The following is a 19,700-nucleotide window of genomic DNA, read 5'->3' as shown; positions in this document are numbered from 1 at the left end:
CGGCGCTAGTCCGCTACTCGGCGGAGGACGGCGAAAAACATTGCATCTGTGCCGTGACGGTGCGGCCACATCTGGGCAGAGAGCTCGCTGCCGAGATCCCCCATCTCCGGCAGCACGTCGCGCGCATCCAACTCCTCGATGCGGATCTCTGCCTCAGCGCCGTGGCGCTGCAAGGCGGCATCCACGATACCCCGAGTCTCGCGCAGGTCGGGCGAACAGGTGGAGTACACCACGACACCACCTGGGCGCACGAGGCTCAACGCAGACTCGAGGAGCTCGGTCTGCAGTGTGTTGAGTTCCGCAATATCGGACTCGGCCTTGCGCCAGCGGGCTTCGGGGCGGCGACGGAGCGCACCGAGGCCGGAACAGGGGGCGTCGACAAGCACGCGGTCGAAGCCCGCGTCGAGACCCGGCGCACGACCGTCCTCACGATGCACGCGGACAGGCAGGTCACCCACCGTCTTTTCCACCAAGGTAGCGCGGTGCGAAGAGACTTCTACGGCATCGACCTCCGCCCCCTCAATGCGGGCGATGGCACCCATCAAGGCAGCCTTGCCACCGGGACCCGCACACAGGTCCAACCAGCGTCCGGTGTCCTCGCCAATAAGTTCAGCTTCCGTCACCGCGCGTGCGATCAGCTGCGAACCTTCGTCCTGGACCGCTGCCAACTTCTGACGGACGGGCTCTAGCGAGCCCGGGTCACCCTGCTCAAGGTAGACCGCATAGGGGGAATAGCGTCCCTCTTCGCAGCCGGTAATGAGCGCGAGTTCTTCGGCGGATATCTCGCCCGGACGCGCTACTAGGTGCACAAGGGGCCGCTCAGAGTCCGCCTCGAGTGCGCGCTCCAGCTCCGCTGTCTGCTCGGCGCTGAGCGCATTATCGTCAGCGGTGTCGAGGAGCCCCAACGCGCGGCCGAAGGAGCGGGCGATCCACTCGGGGTGAGCGTGGCGGAAGGCCAAAGCCGCGACCTCTCCGCTCGGAGCTAGCTTGTCCAGCCACTCTTGCGCAGGTGTGCGGGTGATAGTCCGCATGATGCCGTTGGCAAAGCCCTTGGCTTTCTCGTGGCCGGCCGCCTCCACGAGGCGAACGGTGGTATCGACCGCCGCGTGCGCCTCCACCCGGGTGTAGAGCACCTGGTAGGTTCCCAGTCGCAGGGCCATGAGCACCTCGGGCGCAATGGCGTCGAGCCCGCGCGACGAGCATTCAGCGATGACCGCATCGAGAACGCCCTCGGTGCGCAGCGTGCCATAGGTCAGTTCCGTGGCAAAGGCGGCGTCGCGGCCGCTGAGCTTGTTCGAGCTCACGGCCTTCGGCAGCGTGAGGTTGGCAAAAGCGTCATCCGCCGCTACCCGCTGCAGTACCTCGAAGGCGACCGCGCGCGGCACGTCGACCCCGCTGCGCCGTGCCGCGGAAATCAGCGACGGGTTCTGGCGATCGTGGTGAGCAGTCTGGCGCTGTCCGCCTCGGCGGTCACGCTGCGCACCGGTGTTCTTATAACCTCCGCGTCCCTTGTGGTCGTTTCCACCGCGGGAGCTTCCACGCTGTTGGCTGCCCCGTTGCTGCTTTCCCTTCTCTGCGCCTGCCCCCGCGCGCTGCGCCGGGTCACCAGACTTGCTGCGGGACCTAAACCCTCCGGTCATGAGAACTTCACCTCGTCTGTGTCTGTGGAATCCGTGCCGCAAGAGCCTTGGCTAGCAAGACCTCGGCCCCAATCGGCGGCGTTCATCATCTTCTTGCCGGGCGGTTGAATCTTGCCCAAACGTACTGGGGAGCTACCGGTGCCGACCATGACGGCATTCTTGGCCACGTGCACTTCTCCTGGCTGGAGTGCGCGCACTGCGGCAGGCTCTGGCAGCGCCTCGAGTTCGGCGGGTACCACGCTGCTTACAGGCCCTACCTTCAGGCGGGATTCCCCCATTAAGGTCCAGGCTCCCGGCCCCGGGGTATGGGCGCGGATGTGGCGATCAATGACGTCAGCAGGCCGGGTCCAGTCAATGCGGGCGTCGTCGGTCGCAATCTTGTGCGCATAGGTGGCCTCACCTTCCTGCGGCTGCGGCGTAATGCTGCCGTCCTCCAGGCCATTCATAGTCTGGACTAGGAGGTCACCACCCGCGTATGCCAGTCGCGTGAGCAGGTCATCAGCGGTATCGGTGGGCAGGATTGCTTCCTCGATGGTGGCCAGGATGTCCCCGGTATCCAGGCCCTGATCGATGCGGAAGGTCGTGGCGCCAGTGCGCTCGTCGCCGGCCGCAATGGCTGCCTGGACCGGTGCTGCGCCGCGCCACGCTGGAAGCAGGGAGAAGTGCAGGTTGACCCAGCCGTGCGTTGGAAGGCCCAGCAGATCCTCGGTGATCAAGTTTCCGTAGGCCACCACCGGAATAGCCTCCGGAGCAATCTCCGCCAACCGCGCGCGCAGGGCGTCGCCGTCCTCGGTGCCTGGCTTGAGTGTGGTTGGCGTAAGAACCTCGATTCCGTGTTCCTGGGCCAGCGCCTTCACGGGACTGGGGTGCAGGGTGCGCCCGCGGCCGCGGCGTGCATCAGGACGGGTGATGACAGCGGCTATCTCGTGGTGTGAGGCAATGAGCTTCTCCAAAGCCACGACGGCGGGCTCGGGGGTTCCGGCGAAAACGATGCGCACAGTGGGTGCATGCCTTTCTCTCGTAAGGTTGATTGTTGATTAAAGTCTGACGCCTATGCGTTGAACCACTCCGACTGGCGGATGATCTTCATGGATTCCTTTCGCAACTCATCGCTCAGGCGCTTGAGGAACAAAATTCCGTCGAGGTGATCCGTTTCGTGTTGGATGCAGCGTGCCATCAGTCCGGACGCGAGCATAGACACTGGGCGGCCTAGGGGATCGAAGCCTGTAAGGCGTACGGTATTGAACCTTTCGGTGGGCTGGGAAATACCGGGGATGGACAGGCAGCCCTCTGGTCCCAGCTGAGTCTCTTCTCCCACTGCTTCCCACTCGGGGTTGATGATGGCACCGCGCAGGCCGTGCTGATAGTGAGAGCAGTCAAAAACGAAGATGCGCTTGGTCACGCCGATCTGGTTAGCCGCTAGGCCTACTCCCCCGGCGTCTTCCATGGTTTCCAGCATGTCCTGAGCAAGACGCTCGAGCGATGGCCCGAATTCGGTGATCTCCTCGGCCCGGGTGCTCAGGACGGGATCGCCATAGAGACGAACCTCGCGCACGGTCATAGTATGAACTCCTCGTGGTTTGCGGTCTTTCACGGTGAGCAGGGATGGCCATCCATAGTGCTCCTGCACCGAGAATAGTTCACAGTAAGCAGTGCGTCCCCTCCAGGGGTGGGGTCGGCTGCTCTGTCTATCCAATGTTGATCGGGTCCACGGCGATGCGCAGAGGCAACACATCCTTGCGCGCGCTGCGCAGCGAATTGGCCGTTCGCAGCGCCTTCCCAAGCTCCGAGCGCGGCCCCAGCGGCGTGCGGATCAGCAGGCGCTGGGGCTCACCGCCGCGTTCGTGGTCATACTCGCCCGGCAAGCTCACCCCGGGCGGTAGCGGGACCGGGCCGAGAAGCTCCGCGTGCTCCGGTAGTTCTGCCAGCTCCAGGAAAGCGTCGAGCGAGGCATCGGCACCGTCGACGGCCGCCATGTGCACCGCGGGCGGGAAGCGTACCTCGCGGCGTGCCTGCAACTCGGCCGCCGCGGCTCCCACCATGTCCCACCGGCTAAAGAAGCCCACGAGCGGGAGCTGCTCATCTGCTGCCACGATCACCGCTCCGCCCTGCGCAGCCGGGGCCACGAGGGTGGCTGCGGCAGCCCATGTGGTCAAGGTATCCTCCGTAGCTCGGAGATCCTGACGGCCCAGCAACGCCCCGGTTTCCACCAGGAGCGCAGCACCATAGTGCCCTCCCTCGGCAACGCGTGGCTCCGCGCCAGGCGTGGCAATCACCAGCGCGGGGCCGGCAGGGACCTCGTCGACGACTGTGGAGCCACCTGATTGGATAACGCGCGTGTTGGGAAAGGCGCGCCCCATCTCCTCGGCGGTGCGCTCGGAGCCCAGCACAATGGCCCGCAGCCGTGGGGAACCACACTCGGAACAGCGGTAATGGGCGTCGACACGCCCGCACCAGCGACACGTGGGAAGCGCGGCGGAATCCTGCGCCCCATCCGCCGCGCCACGGACAGAGGGCAAACCTAGTGGCCCGTTGCAGTGTCGACACCGTGCCGGGGATGAACACTGCCCACAAGCCAGAATTGGGGCGTAGCCCTTGCGCGGGACTTGGACAAGGACGGGTTCACCGCGGTCGAGCGCCGCCCGAGTGGCTTGAAAAGCTGGGCCGCTGACCGACGTCGTCCCGCCCTGCATGTGCCGCGCCAGATTGATACCGAACGCACCCACCGCAACAATATCGGGGCGCGCCGCTTCCAGGGCTTCCGGAGTTGGGAGAAGATCGTGTGCCCATCCCGACTCAACGAGCAGCTGCGCTTCGGCCGTGCGCGCGTGGCCAGCAAGGATAAGGCTGCATTCTTCCTGCGCGGAGCGCGTGCTCAATACCTCTCGCGTGTGGACGTAGGGCTTGAGGTTATCCACCAGGCTATCGTCACCGTCATTGAGGACAACGGCCAGCTTCAGGTTCTTTACTGGGGCGAAGGCCGCGGAGCGCGTGCCGATAACGATGCGTGCCTGCCCCGTCAGTGCGGACAGATAGCGGCGGTAGCGAGCCTGCGGGCCAGTACTGTGCGCGAGCACCGTGATCTGCTTGGCGGAGAGGTGGCGACGAAACGCCGCTTCCAACAGGTCAAGGTCACGCTGATCCGGCACAACCATGAGCACCCCGCCGCCTTGCAGCGCCACGCTAGCGCCCAAGGCCGCAAGCGCGCCAGCCCAATCTGACCCCGGTGCGATCTGCCACGCTGCCCGCGCAATGTTCCCCGTCAGCACCGAATCCACGAAAGACTCGCCATGCTGGTAGCTCGACCACGCAGAGAGATCCGGGTGCTCTGCCGTGCCGAGCTCTTCCCAGGGAGTGGTGATATCCGCTTCTTCGGCCTTGGCATGGCGCGCCGGGATGGCGGTGCGGATGATATCGGAGCGCACGCCGCCGTAGCGGGCTGCAAGGGATTCGATGAGCGCCGCCATGGTCGGTGTGTACACCGCATAGGGGGAGATGACGCGTTCGATATAGCGGAGCGAACCGGAAAAATCAGAGTCGCTGCTGCGCGAGAGCAAGATGGCGTCAACCAACCTGCCGTTGAAGCGAATACGCACCCGGACGCCCGGTTGCGCGGCGTCGGAATCCGCCTCCTCAATAAGGTAATCGAAGCCGCGGTCGAGGTGCGCCACCCCTAACAAGGGCAACACCCGCGCGACCGGTTGCTGGGCGGCGGGTGTCTTCTTGGGCATAGCGCCCGATTCTACAGGCCGGCGGCACGGCGCAGGTCGACGGCCCGCGAGGTGTCCTCCCACGGAAGGTCAACATCGGTGCGGCCGAAGTGACCGTAGGCCGCGGTTTGGCGGTAGATCGGGCGCTGGAGGTCGAGCTCGCGAATGATGGCGGCCGGGCGCAGATCGAAGACCTTGTCCACTGCGGCCTGGATGTCGGCGTCGCTCAGCCCGCCGTGCGCAGTACCGAAGGTCTCGACGTAGAGGCCAACTGGCTTGGCGCGGCCGATGGCATACGCCACCTGCACCTCGGCGCGGTCGGCAAGCTCGGCGGCCACAATGTTCTTGGCCACCCAGCGCATGGCGTAGGCAGCGGAGCGGTCCACCTTGCTCGGATCCTTACCGGAGAAGGCACCGCCGCCGTGGCGGGCCATGCCACCATAGGTATCCACGATGATCTTGCGGCCGGTCAACCCGGCATCACCCATGGGTCCGCCGAGGATGAAGGAGCCAGAAGGATTGATGAGCAGCTCGGTGTCCTCGGTGTAGTACTTGCCCAAGTCGGCGTCGTTGACGACCCATTCGACGACGTGCGTGCGCAGCTGCTCGGCCAACCACTCCTGGGTGACGTCCGGATCGTGCTGGGTAGAGATGACGATCGTCTCCAGCCGCGTGGGTACATCATTCTCGTCGTAGGCGTAGGTGACCTGGGTCTTGCCATCGGGGCGTAGGGAAGGCACGATGCCCTCCTTGCGCACCTGGGTGAGACGGCGCGATAGATGGTGCGCCGTGGAAATCGGCAACGGCATAAACTCCGGGGTCTCATTGGTGGCATAGCCAAACATGAGGCCCTGGTCACCCGCACCGTACTGGTCATCGTCTTCGAAGGTGCCGGAACGAACCTCGGTGGAGGCATCCACGCCAGCCCCGATCTCCTGGGACTGCTCACCGATGGCGACGTTGACGCCACAGGTATGGCCGTCGAAGCCAACGTCGGAGGAAGTAAAGCCAATCTCCACGAGGGTCTTGCGAACGATCTGGGGGATCTCTACATAACCAGTGGTGCGCACCTCGCCGACGACGTGCACCTGCCCCGTAGTCACGAGGGTTTCTACGGCGACGTGGGCGTTGGGGTCTTCTTCGAGGAGGGCGTCAAGAATGGCGTCCGAGATCGCGTCACAAATTTTATCCGGGTGGCCTTCAGTTACGGATTCGCTGGTAAAGAGGCGTACCGCCTGTGCAGCTTTGTCAGTCACAAGTTTTCCTTAAGCTAGTTCTGCGCGTCGTGGGTGGGACAGCGCCTTGCCCACGCCTCGGCTGATAACACCGCCCCATCGTAGACCAAGCGGTCTACAGCTGCAAGAACGACCACTACTTTTTCAGGATTTCATTCACAGCTTCAAGTATCTGCGCGGCCACGACCTGTTTCGAGCCAGGCTCAACCACCACTGGCTCGGCATCACGCCGCAGGATCCACCCAGCGCTCGTGGGCTGGCCAAAGACCTTTCCCTCCCCGACCTCATTGGCCATGAGTACATCGCAGCCCTTCTTTGCGAACTTCCGCTGGGCGTACTCCAGGACAGTCGTCGTCTCATCACCGGTTTCTGCGGCGAAGCCGACGATGATGGCATCGGGGTTGAGGGAGCCACTGTCGCGACGCTCGACGAGGCCCTTGAGGATATCCGGATTTTCCACCAGTTCCAGATGCGCCAAATCAGCGTCCGCGGTACCCTTCTTCATCTTTGAATCAGCCACGGAGGCTGGGCGATAGTCCGCAACGGCCGCGGCCATGATGACGATGTCCGCGTCGGCGGACTCTGTATTCATTGCCTCCTGCATATCGCGGGTTGAGGTCACCCGCACGACCGTGGCACCGGAGGGAACCGGAAGCGCCTCCGTATTACCGGCAACGATGGTGACATCGGCACCCCGCTGTGCGGCAATCTCAGCCAACGCAAAGCCTTGTCGTCCGGACGAGCGGTTGCCAAGGTAGCGCACTGGGTCAAGGTTCTCTTGCGTGCCGCCAGCGGAGATCACGACCTTCCGGCCCTGCCAATCATGGTCCACGCGGTGGCCGGCAATGATGGTGCGAGCAAATTCCGCAATCTGCTCCGGATCCGGCAACCGGCCTGCGCCCGTATCGGTACCGGTCAAGCGGCCGTGGGCGGGCTCCATGACAGTAACTCCGCGACGGCGCAGCGTAGCCACGTTGTCTTGGGTTGCCGGGTTAAGCCACATCTCCGTGTGCATCGCTGGGGCGATAATCACCGGACACGTCGCAACAAGGACGGATGCGCTGAGAAGATCGTCGGCGCGACCACCAGCCAAACGCGCGATCAGGTCCGCGGTTGCCGGGGCAATAACGATGGCATCCGCTTGCTGGCCTAGGGAGACGTGCTGGACTTCATCCACCGCATCAAAGACCGTGGTCGACACCGGATGCCCCGACAAGGCCTCAAAGGTCGCTGCCCCAACGAAGTTCAGCGCAGCCTCGGTAGGAATCACGCGAACATCATCGCCATGCTCAGTGAAATCGCGGATAAGATGGCACGCCTTGTAGGCGGCAATTCCTCCCGCCACTCCGATGAGGATGCGCCGCCGTTGAGCCGACCCCGCCCCTGCGGACTCTGGATGATTCACGGCGCTACTTTCTTGAGCTTCTTGGAAATGCTGTACGTCCTTCACTCGGACGATGTTACCCAAGACGCACTGAACCCACCCAGTATCTTGGCAGACACGTGGGTGGGTTCAGTTCAGAATGTGCTGTAGGCAGCTACCGGCACGGAAAAGCTTAGTTGCCTTCCTCGTGGTCCAGCAGGCCGGCTTCGATTTCGCGCAAAGCGATGGACAGCGGCTTCTCCCCCGGTTCCGGGGTCACCAGCGGTCCGACAAACTCGAAGACGCCTTCATCCTGTTCTTGGTAGTAGCTGTTGATCTGGCGTGCGCGCTTAGCGGCAAAGATCACCAGAGCGTACTTGGACGAGACCTTGCCCAGCAGCTCATCGATCGGCGGATCGGTAATGCCCGTCGGCGGATCGAATACTGGTTCCGGCTTAACGGCCTCAGAATTAGCAGGTGTGGTCACGTTGGTCACATGCACCTTTACTGTTGGTAGATGGTCAAAATCGTGGTCTATCCACGCAGGATAGCACTAATAGCAGCAACGGCCTCATCGAGATCTTCATTGACAACGATGTGGTCGAACTCCTTTTGCGCGGCAAGCTCCGACTCAGCGGTCTGCAACCTGCGATCGATGACATCCTGCGGTTCGGTCCCACGCCCTGTCAGGCGCTCGACCAAAACTTCCCAAGATGGTGGGGCGAGAAACACGGTTTCCGCCTCCGGCATCGCCGCCTTCACGTTGCGGGCGCCTGCAAGATCAACCTCTACCAACACCGGGCGTCCAGCCGTCATCGCTTCTTGGACCGGCTGAGCGGGCGTCCCGGAACGCTGCAAACCGCCGTGGATCTCTGCCCATTCGAGCATGTCACCGGCGTCGATATGCTGTTGGAAGGTCTCTGGGGAGACGAAGAAGTAGTCCACCCCATCAGTCTCTCCGGGACGGGGTTGGCGCGTCGTCATGGAGACGCTGAAGTAGAGGTTGTCGACATCGTCGCGCAGGCGCGAAACCACAGTGGACTTACCCACAGCAGACGGCCCGGCCAGAACGACCAGGCGCCCGCGTGCAGTTTCGTCAGCCATTGCGCTAATTACTCGCCGTAGCCGAAACGCTCGAGAAGGGCGCGACGCTGACGGTCACCCAGGCCACGCAGACGGCGGGTCTGAGCAATCTCCAGGTCCTCCATGATTTCCTTAGCCTTGACCTTGCCAACCTTCGGCAGGGCCTCGAGGAGAGCGGAGACCTTGGTCTTGCCGATGATCTCATCGGTCTCGGCCTTCTCTAGAACTTCCTGCAGGTTGGTCTCGCCGCGCTTCAGCGCAGCCTTGAGCTCAGCGCGAGCCTTGCGGGCCTCAGCGGCCTTTGCGAGAGCTTCTTTGCGCTGCTCATCTGTCAACTTGGGAAGGGCCACGGGTTTCCTCCGATTTCATTAGTTCGAACATTGTCATCTGATGGCTAGCACCAGAATCTCGGCTCACGGTGGGAAGGTTTCCCCAGCGCGGGATAGCTTTTGCTACCTCCACGAACCGACTTCTGGCAATCCTAGCACTGGTCTGTACGCGATGACGTAACGCGGCCCCCTTCTTTTAAAGGTTCCCGCACGTCAACGCACATGCCTTAAACAAAATACCAGGTAAACGGCGCGCCCGTTAATCCAGCACGCCGCTACCTGGTCTGATTATTAGTCCCGGAACTCCGCCGCCGCATCCACTACGGCTTTCCGCAGGTCAGAGACATTCGGCCCCTGCGAAAGAATGGCCCGGGAAACGTTGGCAAAGCCGAGCTCGGGCGCCGCTGCGGTGAGTTCCCTTACATCGGCGGGCGTGGCGCCCTGGGCGCCCACACCCGGCAGCAGCACCGGACCGTTTAATTGGTCTAGTGCAGGCGGAGCCTCCAATGTCGCGCCAACGACAACACCAAGGGCACCCACGGTGGTGTTTGGCCCAGCCGCGGACGCATTGCGCTGTGCAAGCTCATCGACGACGCGCTGTGCCACGCTGCGGCCGTCGACGCTCAACGACTGCAACGCCACGGCCTCCGGGTTGGAGGTCGCCGCAAGGACAAAGACCCCGCGTCCAGTATGCTCCGCTAGGTCGAAGACTGGGCTCAAAGCGCCCACACCAAGGTAGGGCGAGACCGTCACAGCATCGGAACGCAGCGGCGAGTCCTCCCCCAGCCAGGCTTGCGCGTAGCCCGCCATGGTGGAACCGATGTCTCCGCGCTTCGCGTCCGCTAAGCTCAGACAGCCCTGCTCGCGGAGCCCCGCGAGGGCCTCCTCAAGAACTGCGAAGCCGCGCGAACCGAAACGCTCAAAGAAGGCCACCTGTGGCTTCACCACTGCGGCAGTCTCAGCGAAGGCCTCTACACAGCGCAGGGTAAACGTGCGCAGACCATCCACATCAACCGACAGGCCCCAGTCCTCCAGCAGATGCGGGTGCGGGTCGATGCCTACGCACAGGCGCCCGCGCTCCGCACCGGCTGCTACGAGGCGCTCACCGAAAGACGGCGTCTTCCTAGTTTGCTGGGTCATGCTCAAGCTCCTGCAGCGCGCGCACCTTGAGATCCCCGCGACGCAGAGCCTCAATGCCCTGCACGGCGGCGGTCACGCCCTGGACGGTGGTCACCAACGGAATACCCACGGATACGGCAGCAGCGCGGATGTCATAGCCGTCGTGGCGGGCACCGGCGGAGCCTGCCGGGGTGTTAAGGATGAGATCTACCTTTCCAGCGAGAATCTGATCCACGATGGACTCCTCGCCCTCCGTGGCCTCCGAAACCTTCCGGGCGACCTCGCACTCGACGCCATTGCGGCGCAGCATCTGCGCGGTTCCAGCGGTAGCCACAATGGTGTAGCCCATGTAGGCCAGGCGCTGAATCGGGAAGATAAGCGTGCGCTTATCGCGGTTGGCTACGGAGACAAACACGGTGCCTTCGGTGGGCAGCTCGCCGAAGGCGGCCATCTCACCCTTGGCATAGGCGGCACCGAAGTTATCAGCCAAGCCCATCACCTCACCGGTGGACTTCATCTCCGGAGACAGCAAGGTATCCAGTAGCTGGCCATCGGGGCGACGGAAGCGGTTGAACGGCAGCACGGCCTCCTTGACCGCAATCGGGTGCTCCAGCGGCAGGGAACCACCGTCGTAAGTAGACGGGATGATGCCCTCCTCGCGCAGCTCGGCGATGGATGCACCCAGCATGACGCGCGCGGCGGCCTTGGCCAGCGGAACGCCGGTGGCCTTGGAGACGAAAGGCACGGTGCGGGAGGCACGCGGGTTGGCCTCGATGACGTAGAGAGTGTCATCCTTCAGGGCGTACTGAACGTTCATCAGGCCCTTAACACCAATGCCATGCGCTAGACGACGCGTTGACTCCCGCACCTTCTCAATATCCTCTGGGCCCAACGTCATCGGCGGCAACGCACAGGAGGAGTCACCGGAGTGAATACCGGCCTCCTCGATGTGCTCCATCACGCCGCCGAGGTAGACTTCCTCGCCGTCGCACAGCGCGTCGACGTCAATCTCGATGGCGTTATCCAGGAAGCGGTCAACCAAGACCGGGTGATCCGAGGTGATCTCGGTAGCGCGCTCAATGTAATCGCGCAGCGAATCTTCGTCGTAGACGATCTCCATGCCGCGGCCTCCCAGCACGTAGGACGGGCGGACCAGTACCGGGTAGCCGATCTTCGCGGCAACCTGGCGTGCCTCCTCGAAGGAGGTCGCGGTGCCGAAGGCCGGTGCGGGAAGCTCGGCTTCAGCAAGCACCTTGCCGAACTCACCGCGGTCCTCCGCCAAGTCGATGGCAGCGGCAGAAGTACCCACGACCGGAACGCCGGCAGCAGTCAGGCGCTCAGCCAGGCCCAACGGGGTTTGACCACCCAGCTGGACGATGACTCCGGCAACCTCACCGCACGCGGCCTCCGCGTGGTAGACCTCCATGACGTCCTCGAAAGTCAGCGGCTCGAAGTAGAGGCGGTCGGCGGTGTCATAGTCGGTCGACACCGTCTCCGGGTTGCAGTTAACCATGACCGTCTCGTAGCCCTCACGGGAGAGCTCCAAGGCGGCGTGCACGCAGGAGTAATCAAACTCGATGCCCTGGCCAATACGGTTCGGGCCGGAGCCCAAGATGATGACCTTGCCCTTGGTCTTCTCGCTGCTCTCGCGCACCTCAGACTCAGCGTTCGGGTCCATTTCATAAGCGCTGTAGTGGTACGGGGTCTGGGCTTCAAACTCACCCGCACAAGTATCAACGGTCTTGTACACCGGGCGAATGCCCAAAGACCAGCGCAGGGAGCGCACGCCATCCTCACCGGCGAACTCTGGGCGAAGAGCCGCGATCTGGGCGTCGGACAGGCCAAAGACCTTAGCGCGGCGCAGCAGCTCGGCGTCGAGCACCGGAGCGCCCACGAGCTCCTCGCGGAACTCAACAAGCGCTTCAAGCTCGGCGAGGAACCACGGGTCGATGTGCGAATGCTCGTGCAACTGTTCCACCGTGGCACCGAGGCGCAGGGCCAGCTCGACGTCGTACATGCGGCCCTCTGTCGGGCGCTCCAGGTCCTTGAGAACGGCCTCGAGATCCGTAGCGCGCTCCCCGGCCAAGTACTCATCTGGCTGGGTCCAGAAACCTGCGGGCTTGGACTCCAGGGAACGCATGACCTTATTCAGGCCGGAAATGTAGTTGCGGCCGATACCCATGGCCTCGCCCACAGACTTCATGGTGGTGGTCAGGGTGTCATCGGCGCCCGGGAACTTCTCAAAGGCAAAGCGCGGAGCCTTGACGATGACATAGTCCAGAGTCGGCTCGAATGCAGCCGGGGTCACACCGGTGATGTCGTTGCGTACCTCATCCAAAGTGTAGCCAATGGCCAGCTTGGCGGCCAGCTTGGCAATCGGGAAACCGGTGGCCTTGGAGGCCAGCGCCGAGGAGCGGGACACGCGCGGGTTCATCTCAATGGTGATGATGCGGCCGTCATCCGGGTTCACTGCGAACTGGATGTTGCACCCGCCGGTGTCGACGCCCACCTCGCGAATGATGGCGATACCCTGGTCGCGCATCTTCTGGTACTCGCGATCCGTCAGAGTCAGGGCCGGCGCCACGGTGACGGAGTCACCGGTGTGGACGCCGAGGGCATCGACGTTCTCGATGGACGCGATGACCACCACGTTATCGTCGCCGTCACGCATGAGCTCGAGCTCGAACTCCTTCCAGCCCAGGATGGACTCCTCGATGAGGACGTTCGCCTCTGGGGATGCAGCCAAGCCGCCGCCGGCAATGCGCTCAAGGTCCTCCTCGTTGAAGGCCAGGCCCGAACCGAGGCCGCCCATGGTAAACGACGGGCGAACGACAACCGGCAGGCCGAGCTCGGCGACAGTCTCGTGGACCTCCTCCATCGTGTGGCAGACGCGGGAGCGCGCGGATTCGCCGCCGATGGAGGCGACAATATCCTTGAACTTCTGGCGGTCCTCGCCGCGCTCAATCGCATCGATATCGGCACCGATGAGCTCGATATCGTACTTCTTCAGGATACCCAGGCGGTCCAGCTGCACCGCGGCGTTCAGAGCGGTCTGGCCGCCCAGGGTTGCCAGCACGGCGTCGATGGGGTTGCCCTCTTCCTTTTCCTTCTGGAAGATCTTCTCAATGAACTCGGGCTCGATGGGCTCCACATAGGTGTGGTCGGCGAACTCCGGGTCCGTCATGATCGTTGCCGGGTTGGAGTTGACCAGCGTAACGCGCAGGCCTTCCTCCTTGAGCACGCGGCAGGCCTGGGTACCGGAGTAGTCGAACTCGCAGGCCTGGCCAATAACAATCGGACCGGAGCCGATAACCAGGACGTGATTGATGTCGTTGCGCTTTGGCATGTGTTTCTTCTTCCTTTTCCTGGTTGCGTTCTACTTGTTCGGGGACTTTTCAGTCATGAGCTCGATGAACTGATCAAAGAGCGGGTTAGCATCGTGCGGGCCAGCCGCGGACTCAGGGTGGTACTGCACGGAGTACGCCATGCCATCCTTGAGCGCAACACCTTCAATGGTGTTGTCGTTGAGGCAGGTGTGAGACACCACTGCCGGGCCGAAGTCGGTCTCGAATTCCTCACCGGCCGGGTCTTCCTTGCCCGAGGGGCTGGCCAGGGCGAAGCCGTGGTTCTGAGAGGTGATGTCGATCTTTCCGGTCAGTTGGTTGCGCACCGGCACGTTGATGCCGCGGTGGCCGAACTTCAGCTTGTAGGTATCCATGCCCAGCGCACGGCCGAGGATTTGATTGCCGAAGCAGATACCGAAGAACGGGTACTTGGCGGCGAGGATGTCTCGGACAATGCCAACCATGGTGTCCGCAGTAGCCGGGTCGCCCGGGCCGTTGGAGACAAACACACCATCCGGCTTGTACTGCTTAATCTCCTCGAACGGGGTGTTGGCGGGAACCACGATGGTCTCGATGCCGCGCTCGGCGAAGTTCTTCGGTGTGGCGGTCTTGACTCCCATGTCGTAGGCCACGACGGTGAAGCGCTTCTCCCCTACGGCCGGGAAGGTATAAACCTCATCAGTCGAGACCTCTGCCGACAGGTCGAGTCCGGCCATGGAGGGCTGGTTCTTCACCTCAGCGATGAGCTCCTCGACGTCCCGCTCAGCATCGGCACCGGAGAAGATACCGGCCTTGATGGAGCCGTGGTTGCGCAGGTGGCGCACCAGGGTGCGGGTATCGATGCCGCTGACACCGATGATGCCCTGCTTTTCCATCTCCTCCGGCAGTGAGCGCTCGGCGCGCCAGTTGGAGACGCGGCGGGCAAGGTCGCGGATGACCAGACCGGCAACCCAGATCTTGTCGCCGTGGGACTCATTGTCCTCATCATTCCAGCCTGTATTACCAATCTGCGGCGCGGAGGCCACGACGATCTGGCGGTGGTACGACGGATCCGTCATGGTCTCCTGGTAGCCCGTCATGGCGGTGGTAAAGACGGCCTCGCCCAGGGTCGTACCCGTGGCGCCAAAGCCAAAGCCACGGAAGGTGCGGCCATCAGCGAGGACCAGGATGGCGGGGGTGGTGGTAGTGGAAGTCACTGTGTGTTGAACCTTTCAGTGAATTTTCTCGGTGAAGGGTGATTGTGTTGGGGACGTGCGTTGGTGTGCGTTGACTACTTAAGTGGTGAGCAACTCTGATTGTCGATTATCCCGATTACTCGGCCGCCTCGCTGCCGCTTTCAGCCGCTAGGTCGTAGGTCACCGCACCGCGCAGGATGGTGTAGGCCACGCGTGCGCCGAATTCCTCCCCCTCGTATGGGTTGTTCTCCGACTTCGATGCCAGGCGCGTGGAATCGGATACCCACTGGTGCTCCGGATCAACGATGGTGAGGTTCGCTGGCTCTCCCACGGCAATCGGGCGGCCATGGCCAGGCAGGCGGGTGATCTCTGCCGGGCGTTCCGACATGACGCGGGCAACGAAGCGCCAGTCGGCCAGACCGGTGGCGACGAAAAGCTTGGCGATGACCGCCAGGGAGGACTCCAGCCCCAGCATGCCCGGCTTGGCGTGCTCGAACTCGACGCACTTGTCTTCGCTGCCGTGCGGGGCGTGGTCGGTCGCCACGACGTCGATAAGCCCGTCGAGCAATGCCTGGCGCAGGGCCAGGGTGTCAGATTCCTCGCGCAACGGCGGGTTGACGCGGTAGACGCCGTCGTAGGTCACCAGCTTGTCATCGGTCAACAGCAGGTGGTGCGGGGTCACCTCGGCGGTCAGCGGGATGCCTTGTTCCTTGGCCCACTTAAGAAGCTCCACGGTGCCCTTCGTCGAAGCGTGGCAGATGTGCATGCGGTTGCCGTAGTCACGCGCGAGCAGTGCATCGCGGGCGACGATGGATTCCTCGGCGACGCGCGGCCAGCCGCGCAGGCCGAGGCGGGCGGCGACCTCACCCTCGTGGGCGCTAGCGCCTTCGGTCATGCGGTGATCTTCTGCGTGCTGAGCCAGCAGAACGTCAAGGCCCTTCGCGTACTCCAAGGCACGGCGCATGAGCTGCGGGTCCTGGACGCACTTGCCGTCGTCAGAGAACATGCGCACCTTGGCATCCGAGCGGGCCATCATGCCAAACTCGGTCAGAGTCTTGCCCTCGAGGCCCTTCGTGATGGAGCCAACCGGGTGGACATCGCACAGGCCGCGTGCCTGGCCCTTGGCCCAGACGGACTCGGCGATGATCGGCTGATCCGTCACCGGTGACGTGTTAGCCATGGTGAACACTGCGGTAAAGCCGCCCTTGGCGGCAGCGCGCGAGCCGGTTTCGATGGTCTCGGTGTCCTCGCGGCCCGGCTCACGCAGGTGAACGTGCATGTCCACCAGCCCTGGCAGCAGCACGTTGCCGCCACCATCAATAGTGCGGTCCGCCTTGACCGCCGGGGTCACGCCCCCGGCGTCCCTGGCGTCACCGGCGTCAGCGGCAGCACCGATGGCTTCGATGACGCCATCCTTGATCAGGATGCTGGTGGGCTCACCCTCGCCATAGGGGCGAACGTTGGTGATGAGCAGAGTGCCGGCCGCGGGAGCAGAGAGCACGCCGGTGTCTGGATAAGTAGTCATGGATTCTTCAGCTCTCCTCGTTGCTAAGTGGGACATATCGATTTAGATACCGGCGTTCTCGCCGTTAGTGAGCAGCGTAAACAAAGCCGCCATGCGCACGTGGACACCGTTGTTAACCTGCTGGAGTACCGCGGTGTTGTCATAGTCAGCCACGGCGTAGTTGATCTCCATGCCGCGGACCATGGGGCCTGGGTGCATGATGATGGCGTCCTTCTTCATGGCCGCTGCGCGGTCCTTGGACAGCCCGTAGAGAGTGGCGTACTCGCGGTGCGAGGGGAAGAAACCGCCGTTCATGCGCTCTGCTTGCACGCGCAGCATCATGACGACGTCTGCCTTGGCAACCTCTGCATCGAAATCGTGGGAGACGCGCACCGGCCAGGTGTCGACGCCGAAAGGCAGCAGCGTCGGCGGGGCGACGAGCGTGACTTCAGCACCCAGCGTGGAGAGCAGGTCCACGTTGGAGCGCACCACGCGAGAATGCAGGCAGTCACCGACGATAGCCACGTTTAGACCTTCAAAACCGGTGCCGGCTGCCGAGCGATCCGCGCCCAGGTGCAGGCGCTGGCGCATCGTGACGGCGTCGAGAAGCGCCTGCGTGGGGTGCTGGTGGGAGCCATCGCCGGCGTTAATCACGCTCGGGCCCTGGCCGCCGGGCGCTACCCAGCTAGCTAGCTGCTGTGCCGCACCGGAGGAAGGATGGCGCATGATGATGGCGTCCGCCCCGATGGACGCCAAGGTCAACCCGGTGTCCTTGAGGGACTCGCCCTTCTTGACCGAGGACGTCGAAGCGGAGAGGTTAATGACATCCGCCGACATCCACTTGCCCGCCGTCTCGAAAGAGGAACGAGTGCGCGTGGAATTCTCGTAGAACAAGGTGAAAACGGTGCGCCCGCGCAGCGTGGGCAACTTCTTGACCTCGCGGCCTTCCAGGGCCTCCCGGAAGCGGTCGGCCTCATCCATCAGACCGAGAATCTCCTCGGCGCTGTGGTCGGCGATGTTAATGAGGTGCTTCATTTATGCCTCCTTGCCGGGCTGTGCAGTGAAGCGGGTGAGAACGACGGCATCGCGCCCATCAATGTCGGCGTTGTACACGGTGACATCCTCATCCCGCGCGGTGGGGATGTTTTTGCCCACGTAGTCGGCGCGGATGGGTACCTGGCGGTGTCCGCGGTCCACGAGGACGGCGAGCTGGATGATGTCGGGGCGGCCGATGTCCGCGAGGGCATCGAGGGCGGCACGGATGGTGCGGCCGGAGTAAAGGACGTCGTCGACAAGAATGACGGTGGCGCCATCGATCCCGCCGTCAGGCACCGTCGTGGGCTGCAAGGCACGGTGCGGGCGGGCATATAAATCGTCTCGGTACAAAGTGATGTCGAGGGAGCCCCAGGGAATCTCCACCCCGGAGAATTCCTCAATCTTTTCGGCAAGGCGCTGCGCCAAAGGCACGCCACCAGAGGGAATGCCTAAGAGCAGGACTCGAGAAGAATCACTCGAATCTAGCGCCGTCTTTTCAATGATCTGGTGCGCGATGCGTGCGACAGTACGCGCGACGTCTGAGGAGCTCAGCAGCTCGTTGGACTCCGCGTGGGTGCCGGATTCACTCATCGTGACCTCCTTCCCCGCCTCACGGTGCGGTCTTTAAAGGATGTCGGACAATGGTTCAGTGGACTTGTCTATGCTTGAAAGCCAGCACTAACCATAGCACTCTTCACGCGTGCTTGGTACGCCCTCGCACCCCCGAATCTCCTGAGGCAGGTCTATAGACAGTGAGTTTCACTACCCAGCACGTTGTCCCCGCCCCGCGCGAAGACGTATGGCAGTGGCATACCCGCCAGGGGGCGTTTGCTCGCCTCACCCCACCTTTCGGTTTTATGACCCCGCTTCAGCAAGCCGAGTCCTTGGCCGATGGAACCTCAATATTGGGCTTTCCCGGCGGCCTGAAATGGGTTGCCCGCCACGACCTCAGCCGCTACCAACCGCGGCGGTCCTTCGCGGATGTCTGTATCAACGCCCCCTTCCGCTCCTTGGCGAATTGGCGCCACGAGCACTTCTTTGAGGATCACCCGGAGGGCACGCTCATCACGGACAAGGTGGAGACCCGCATTCCTGCCGGAGCCCTGGAATCGATCTTTGCTTACCGCCAGCAGCAGCTCCTCGAAGACTTTCGCTTTGCTCACAGGCTCGGCGCGCTCAACGCCGAGCCCCGCACGGTAGCGGTAACCGGAACGCACGGGACGGTGGGCGCGGCTGTGGCTGCACAACTGGGCACCCTGGGCCACACCGTCATTCCTTTGGTGCGCTCCAACCCCGGGCCTGGCGAGCGCCTCTGGCGCCCCCAGCTGCCAGCGAAGGACCTGCTGGAGGGCGTTGACGTTCTCATCCACTTGGCCGGCGAACCTATCTTCGGGCGCTTTAATTCCGCGCACAAAGAGGCCATTCGGGATTCCCGCGTCGAGCCTACCCGCCTACTCGCCCAGGTAGCTGCTGAGACCCCGTCCCTAACCGCCCTGGTGTGTGCTTCCGCCATTGGAATCTATGGCCCGGACAGGGGTGATACGGAATTGACCGAGGAATCGGAGCGCGGCGAGGGTTTTCTCGCCGACGTCGTCGCCGACTGGGAGGCGGCGTGCGGGCCGGCGCGCGAGGCTGGAAAGCGCGTGGTTAACCTGCGCACGGGTATTGTGCAATCAGCCAATGCGGGGATCCTGCCGCTGCTACGCGGGCTGTTTTCCACAGGTCTTGGCGGCGCCTTCGGCAAAGGCACCATGTGGAATAGCTGGATTGCGCACGATGATCTTTCTGACATGTTCATCCGCGCCGCGCTCGACCCAGCCTGGCACGGCGTCATCAACGCGGTCTCCCCCACTCCGGTGCTCAACCGCGATTATGTTGATGCCCTTGGCTCCTTGCTTCACCGCCCCACCATCATTCCGATTCCCAGCGTCGGCCCGGCTCTGCTGCTGGGCAAGGAAGGTGCGCGTGAGCTTGCACTGGCTAACCAAAAAGTTCTGCCCACGCGCGCAGAAGCGCTCGGCCATACTTTCCGCTATCCCGAGATCGCTCCAGCGCTTGCCCACGAGCTGGGCGGAGAAAAGCTCGTCGAGACCCCCACCTCCGCACCCAAGGAAGACGGCTCCGGTAGTGTCGGGGCCGGAAAAGATTAAGAAGAATGTAGCG

The 19,700-nt window shown here is 63.2% G+C and carries 16 protein-coding genes; 1 reads left to right on the top strand and 15 read right to left on the bottom strand.

Features of this window, described 5'->3' with window-relative positions; translation table 11 throughout:
* Positions 1–5: 5 nt before the first annotated feature.
* From HMPREF2932_RS10320 to pyrR, 15 genes are all read right to left on the bottom strand, one after another.
* The gene (locus HMPREF2932_RS10320; protein ID WP_071410101.1) at positions 6–1,640 is read right to left on the bottom strand and encodes an RsmB/NOP family class I SAM-dependent RNA methyltransferase; all 1,635 of its coding nucleotides are present in this window, start codon (positions 1,638–1,640) and stop codon (positions 6–8) included.
* Positions 1,637–2,638, bottom strand: a complete 1,002-nt coding sequence (gene fmt / locus HMPREF2932_RS10315; RefSeq protein WP_071410100.1) for a methionyl-tRNA formyltransferase — start codon at positions 2,636–2,638, stop codon at positions 1,637–1,639. Before fmt ends, HMPREF2932_RS10320 begins: the two co-directional genes overlap by 4 nt.
* A gap of 53 nt (positions 2,639–2,691) precedes the next feature.
* Positions 2,692–3,201 (bottom strand): peptide deformylase, encoded by a 510-nt coding sequence (def, locus tag HMPREF2932_RS10310; protein ID WP_049157473.1) that lies wholly within the window; start codon positions 3,199–3,201, stop codon positions 2,692–2,694.
* A 127-nt stretch (positions 3,202–3,328) separates the two neighbouring features.
* Positions 3,329–5,371: a primosomal protein N' gene (locus HMPREF2932_RS10305; RefSeq protein ID WP_071410099.1), complete on the bottom strand. Its 2,043-nt coding sequence runs from the start codon at positions 5,369–5,371 to the stop codon at positions 3,329–3,331.
* Positions 5,372–5,382: 11 nt separating this feature from the next.
* Positions 5,383–6,606, bottom strand: coding sequence for a methionine adenosyltransferase (gene metK, locus HMPREF2932_RS10300; protein WP_070516585.1), 1,224 nt, complete (start codon positions 6,604–6,606; stop codon positions 5,383–5,385).
* A 115-nt stretch (positions 6,607–6,721) separates the two neighbouring features.
* The gene (coaBC, locus tag HMPREF2932_RS10295) at positions 6,722–7,990 is read right to left on the bottom strand and encodes a bifunctional phosphopantothenoylcysteine decarboxylase/phosphopantothenate--cysteine ligase CoaBC (RefSeq protein ID WP_070516583.1); all 1,269 of its coding nucleotides are present in this window, start codon (positions 7,988–7,990) and stop codon (positions 6,722–6,724) included.
* 151 nt (positions 7,991–8,141) lie between these two features.
* Complete coding sequence (gene rpoZ, locus HMPREF2932_RS10290; RefSeq protein WP_046649090.1) at positions 8,142–8,444, bottom strand: DNA-directed RNA polymerase subunit omega; 303 nt, start codon at positions 8,442–8,444, stop codon at positions 8,142–8,144.
* Positions 8,445–8,482: 38 nt separating this feature from the next.
* The gene (gene gmk / locus HMPREF2932_RS10285) at positions 8,483–9,052 is read right to left on the bottom strand and encodes a guanylate kinase (RefSeq protein WP_070516581.1); all 570 of its coding nucleotides are present in this window, start codon (positions 9,050–9,052) and stop codon (positions 8,483–8,485) included.
* Positions 9,053–9,060: 8 nt separating this feature from the next.
* Entirely contained in the window at positions 9,061–9,381 is a 321-nt protein-coding gene (gene mihF / locus HMPREF2932_RS10280; RefSeq protein WP_010186801.1) for an integration host factor, actinobacterial type, read from the bottom strand.
* 270 nt (positions 9,382–9,651) lie between these two features.
* The gene (gene pyrF, locus HMPREF2932_RS10275) at positions 9,652–10,500 is read right to left on the bottom strand and encodes an orotidine-5'-phosphate decarboxylase (protein ID WP_070516579.1); all 849 of its coding nucleotides are present in this window, start codon (positions 10,498–10,500) and stop codon (positions 9,652–9,654) included.
* A complete protein-coding gene (gene carB, locus HMPREF2932_RS10270; RefSeq protein ID WP_070516577.1) occupies positions 10,484–13,825 on the bottom strand; it encodes a carbamoyl-phosphate synthase large subunit in 3,342 nt (1,113 codons plus the stop codon). The genes pyrF and carB overlap by 17 nt, the downstream gene beginning before the upstream one ends.
* A gap of 30 nt (positions 13,826–13,855) precedes the next feature.
* Entirely contained in the window at positions 13,856–15,019 is a 1,164-nt protein-coding gene (gene carA / locus HMPREF2932_RS10265) for a glutamine-hydrolyzing carbamoyl-phosphate synthase small subunit (protein WP_070516574.1), read from the bottom strand.
* Between the two features lie 115 nt (positions 15,020–15,134).
* Positions 15,135–16,523, bottom strand: a complete 1,389-nt coding sequence (locus HMPREF2932_RS10260; protein ID WP_070516573.1) for a dihydroorotase — start codon at positions 16,521–16,523, stop codon at positions 15,135–15,137.
* Between the two features lie 42 nt (positions 16,524–16,565).
* The gene (locus HMPREF2932_RS10255; RefSeq protein ID WP_046649085.1) at positions 16,566–17,537 is read right to left on the bottom strand and encodes an aspartate carbamoyltransferase catalytic subunit; all 972 of its coding nucleotides are present in this window, start codon (positions 17,535–17,537) and stop codon (positions 16,566–16,568) included.
* On the bottom strand, positions 17,538–18,128 hold the full coding sequence (pyrR, locus tag HMPREF2932_RS10250) for a bifunctional pyr operon transcriptional regulator/uracil phosphoribosyltransferase PyrR (RefSeq protein WP_046649084.1): 591 nt from the start codon (positions 18,126–18,128) through the stop codon (positions 17,538–17,540). It lies immediately after the preceding gene.
* A 161-nt stretch (positions 18,129–18,289) separates the two neighbouring features.
* On the opposite strand from pyrR, the gene HMPREF2932_RS10245 reads away from it, so the two are divergent.
* Positions 18,290–19,687, top strand: coding sequence for a TIGR01777 family oxidoreductase (locus tag HMPREF2932_RS10245; RefSeq protein WP_071410098.1), 1,398 nt, complete (start codon positions 18,290–18,292; stop codon positions 19,685–19,687).
* Positions 19,688–19,700: the final 13 nt, after the last annotated feature.

It is taken from the genome of Corynebacterium sp. HMSC074H12 (genome assembly GCF_001813755.1).
Classification (GTDB): Bacteria; Actinomycetota; Actinomycetes; order Mycobacteriales; family Mycobacteriaceae; genus Corynebacterium; species Corynebacterium hiratae.
The sequence above is the reverse complement of the archived record's forward strand: the minus strand, read 5'-3'. Positions and strand labels throughout refer to the sequence as shown.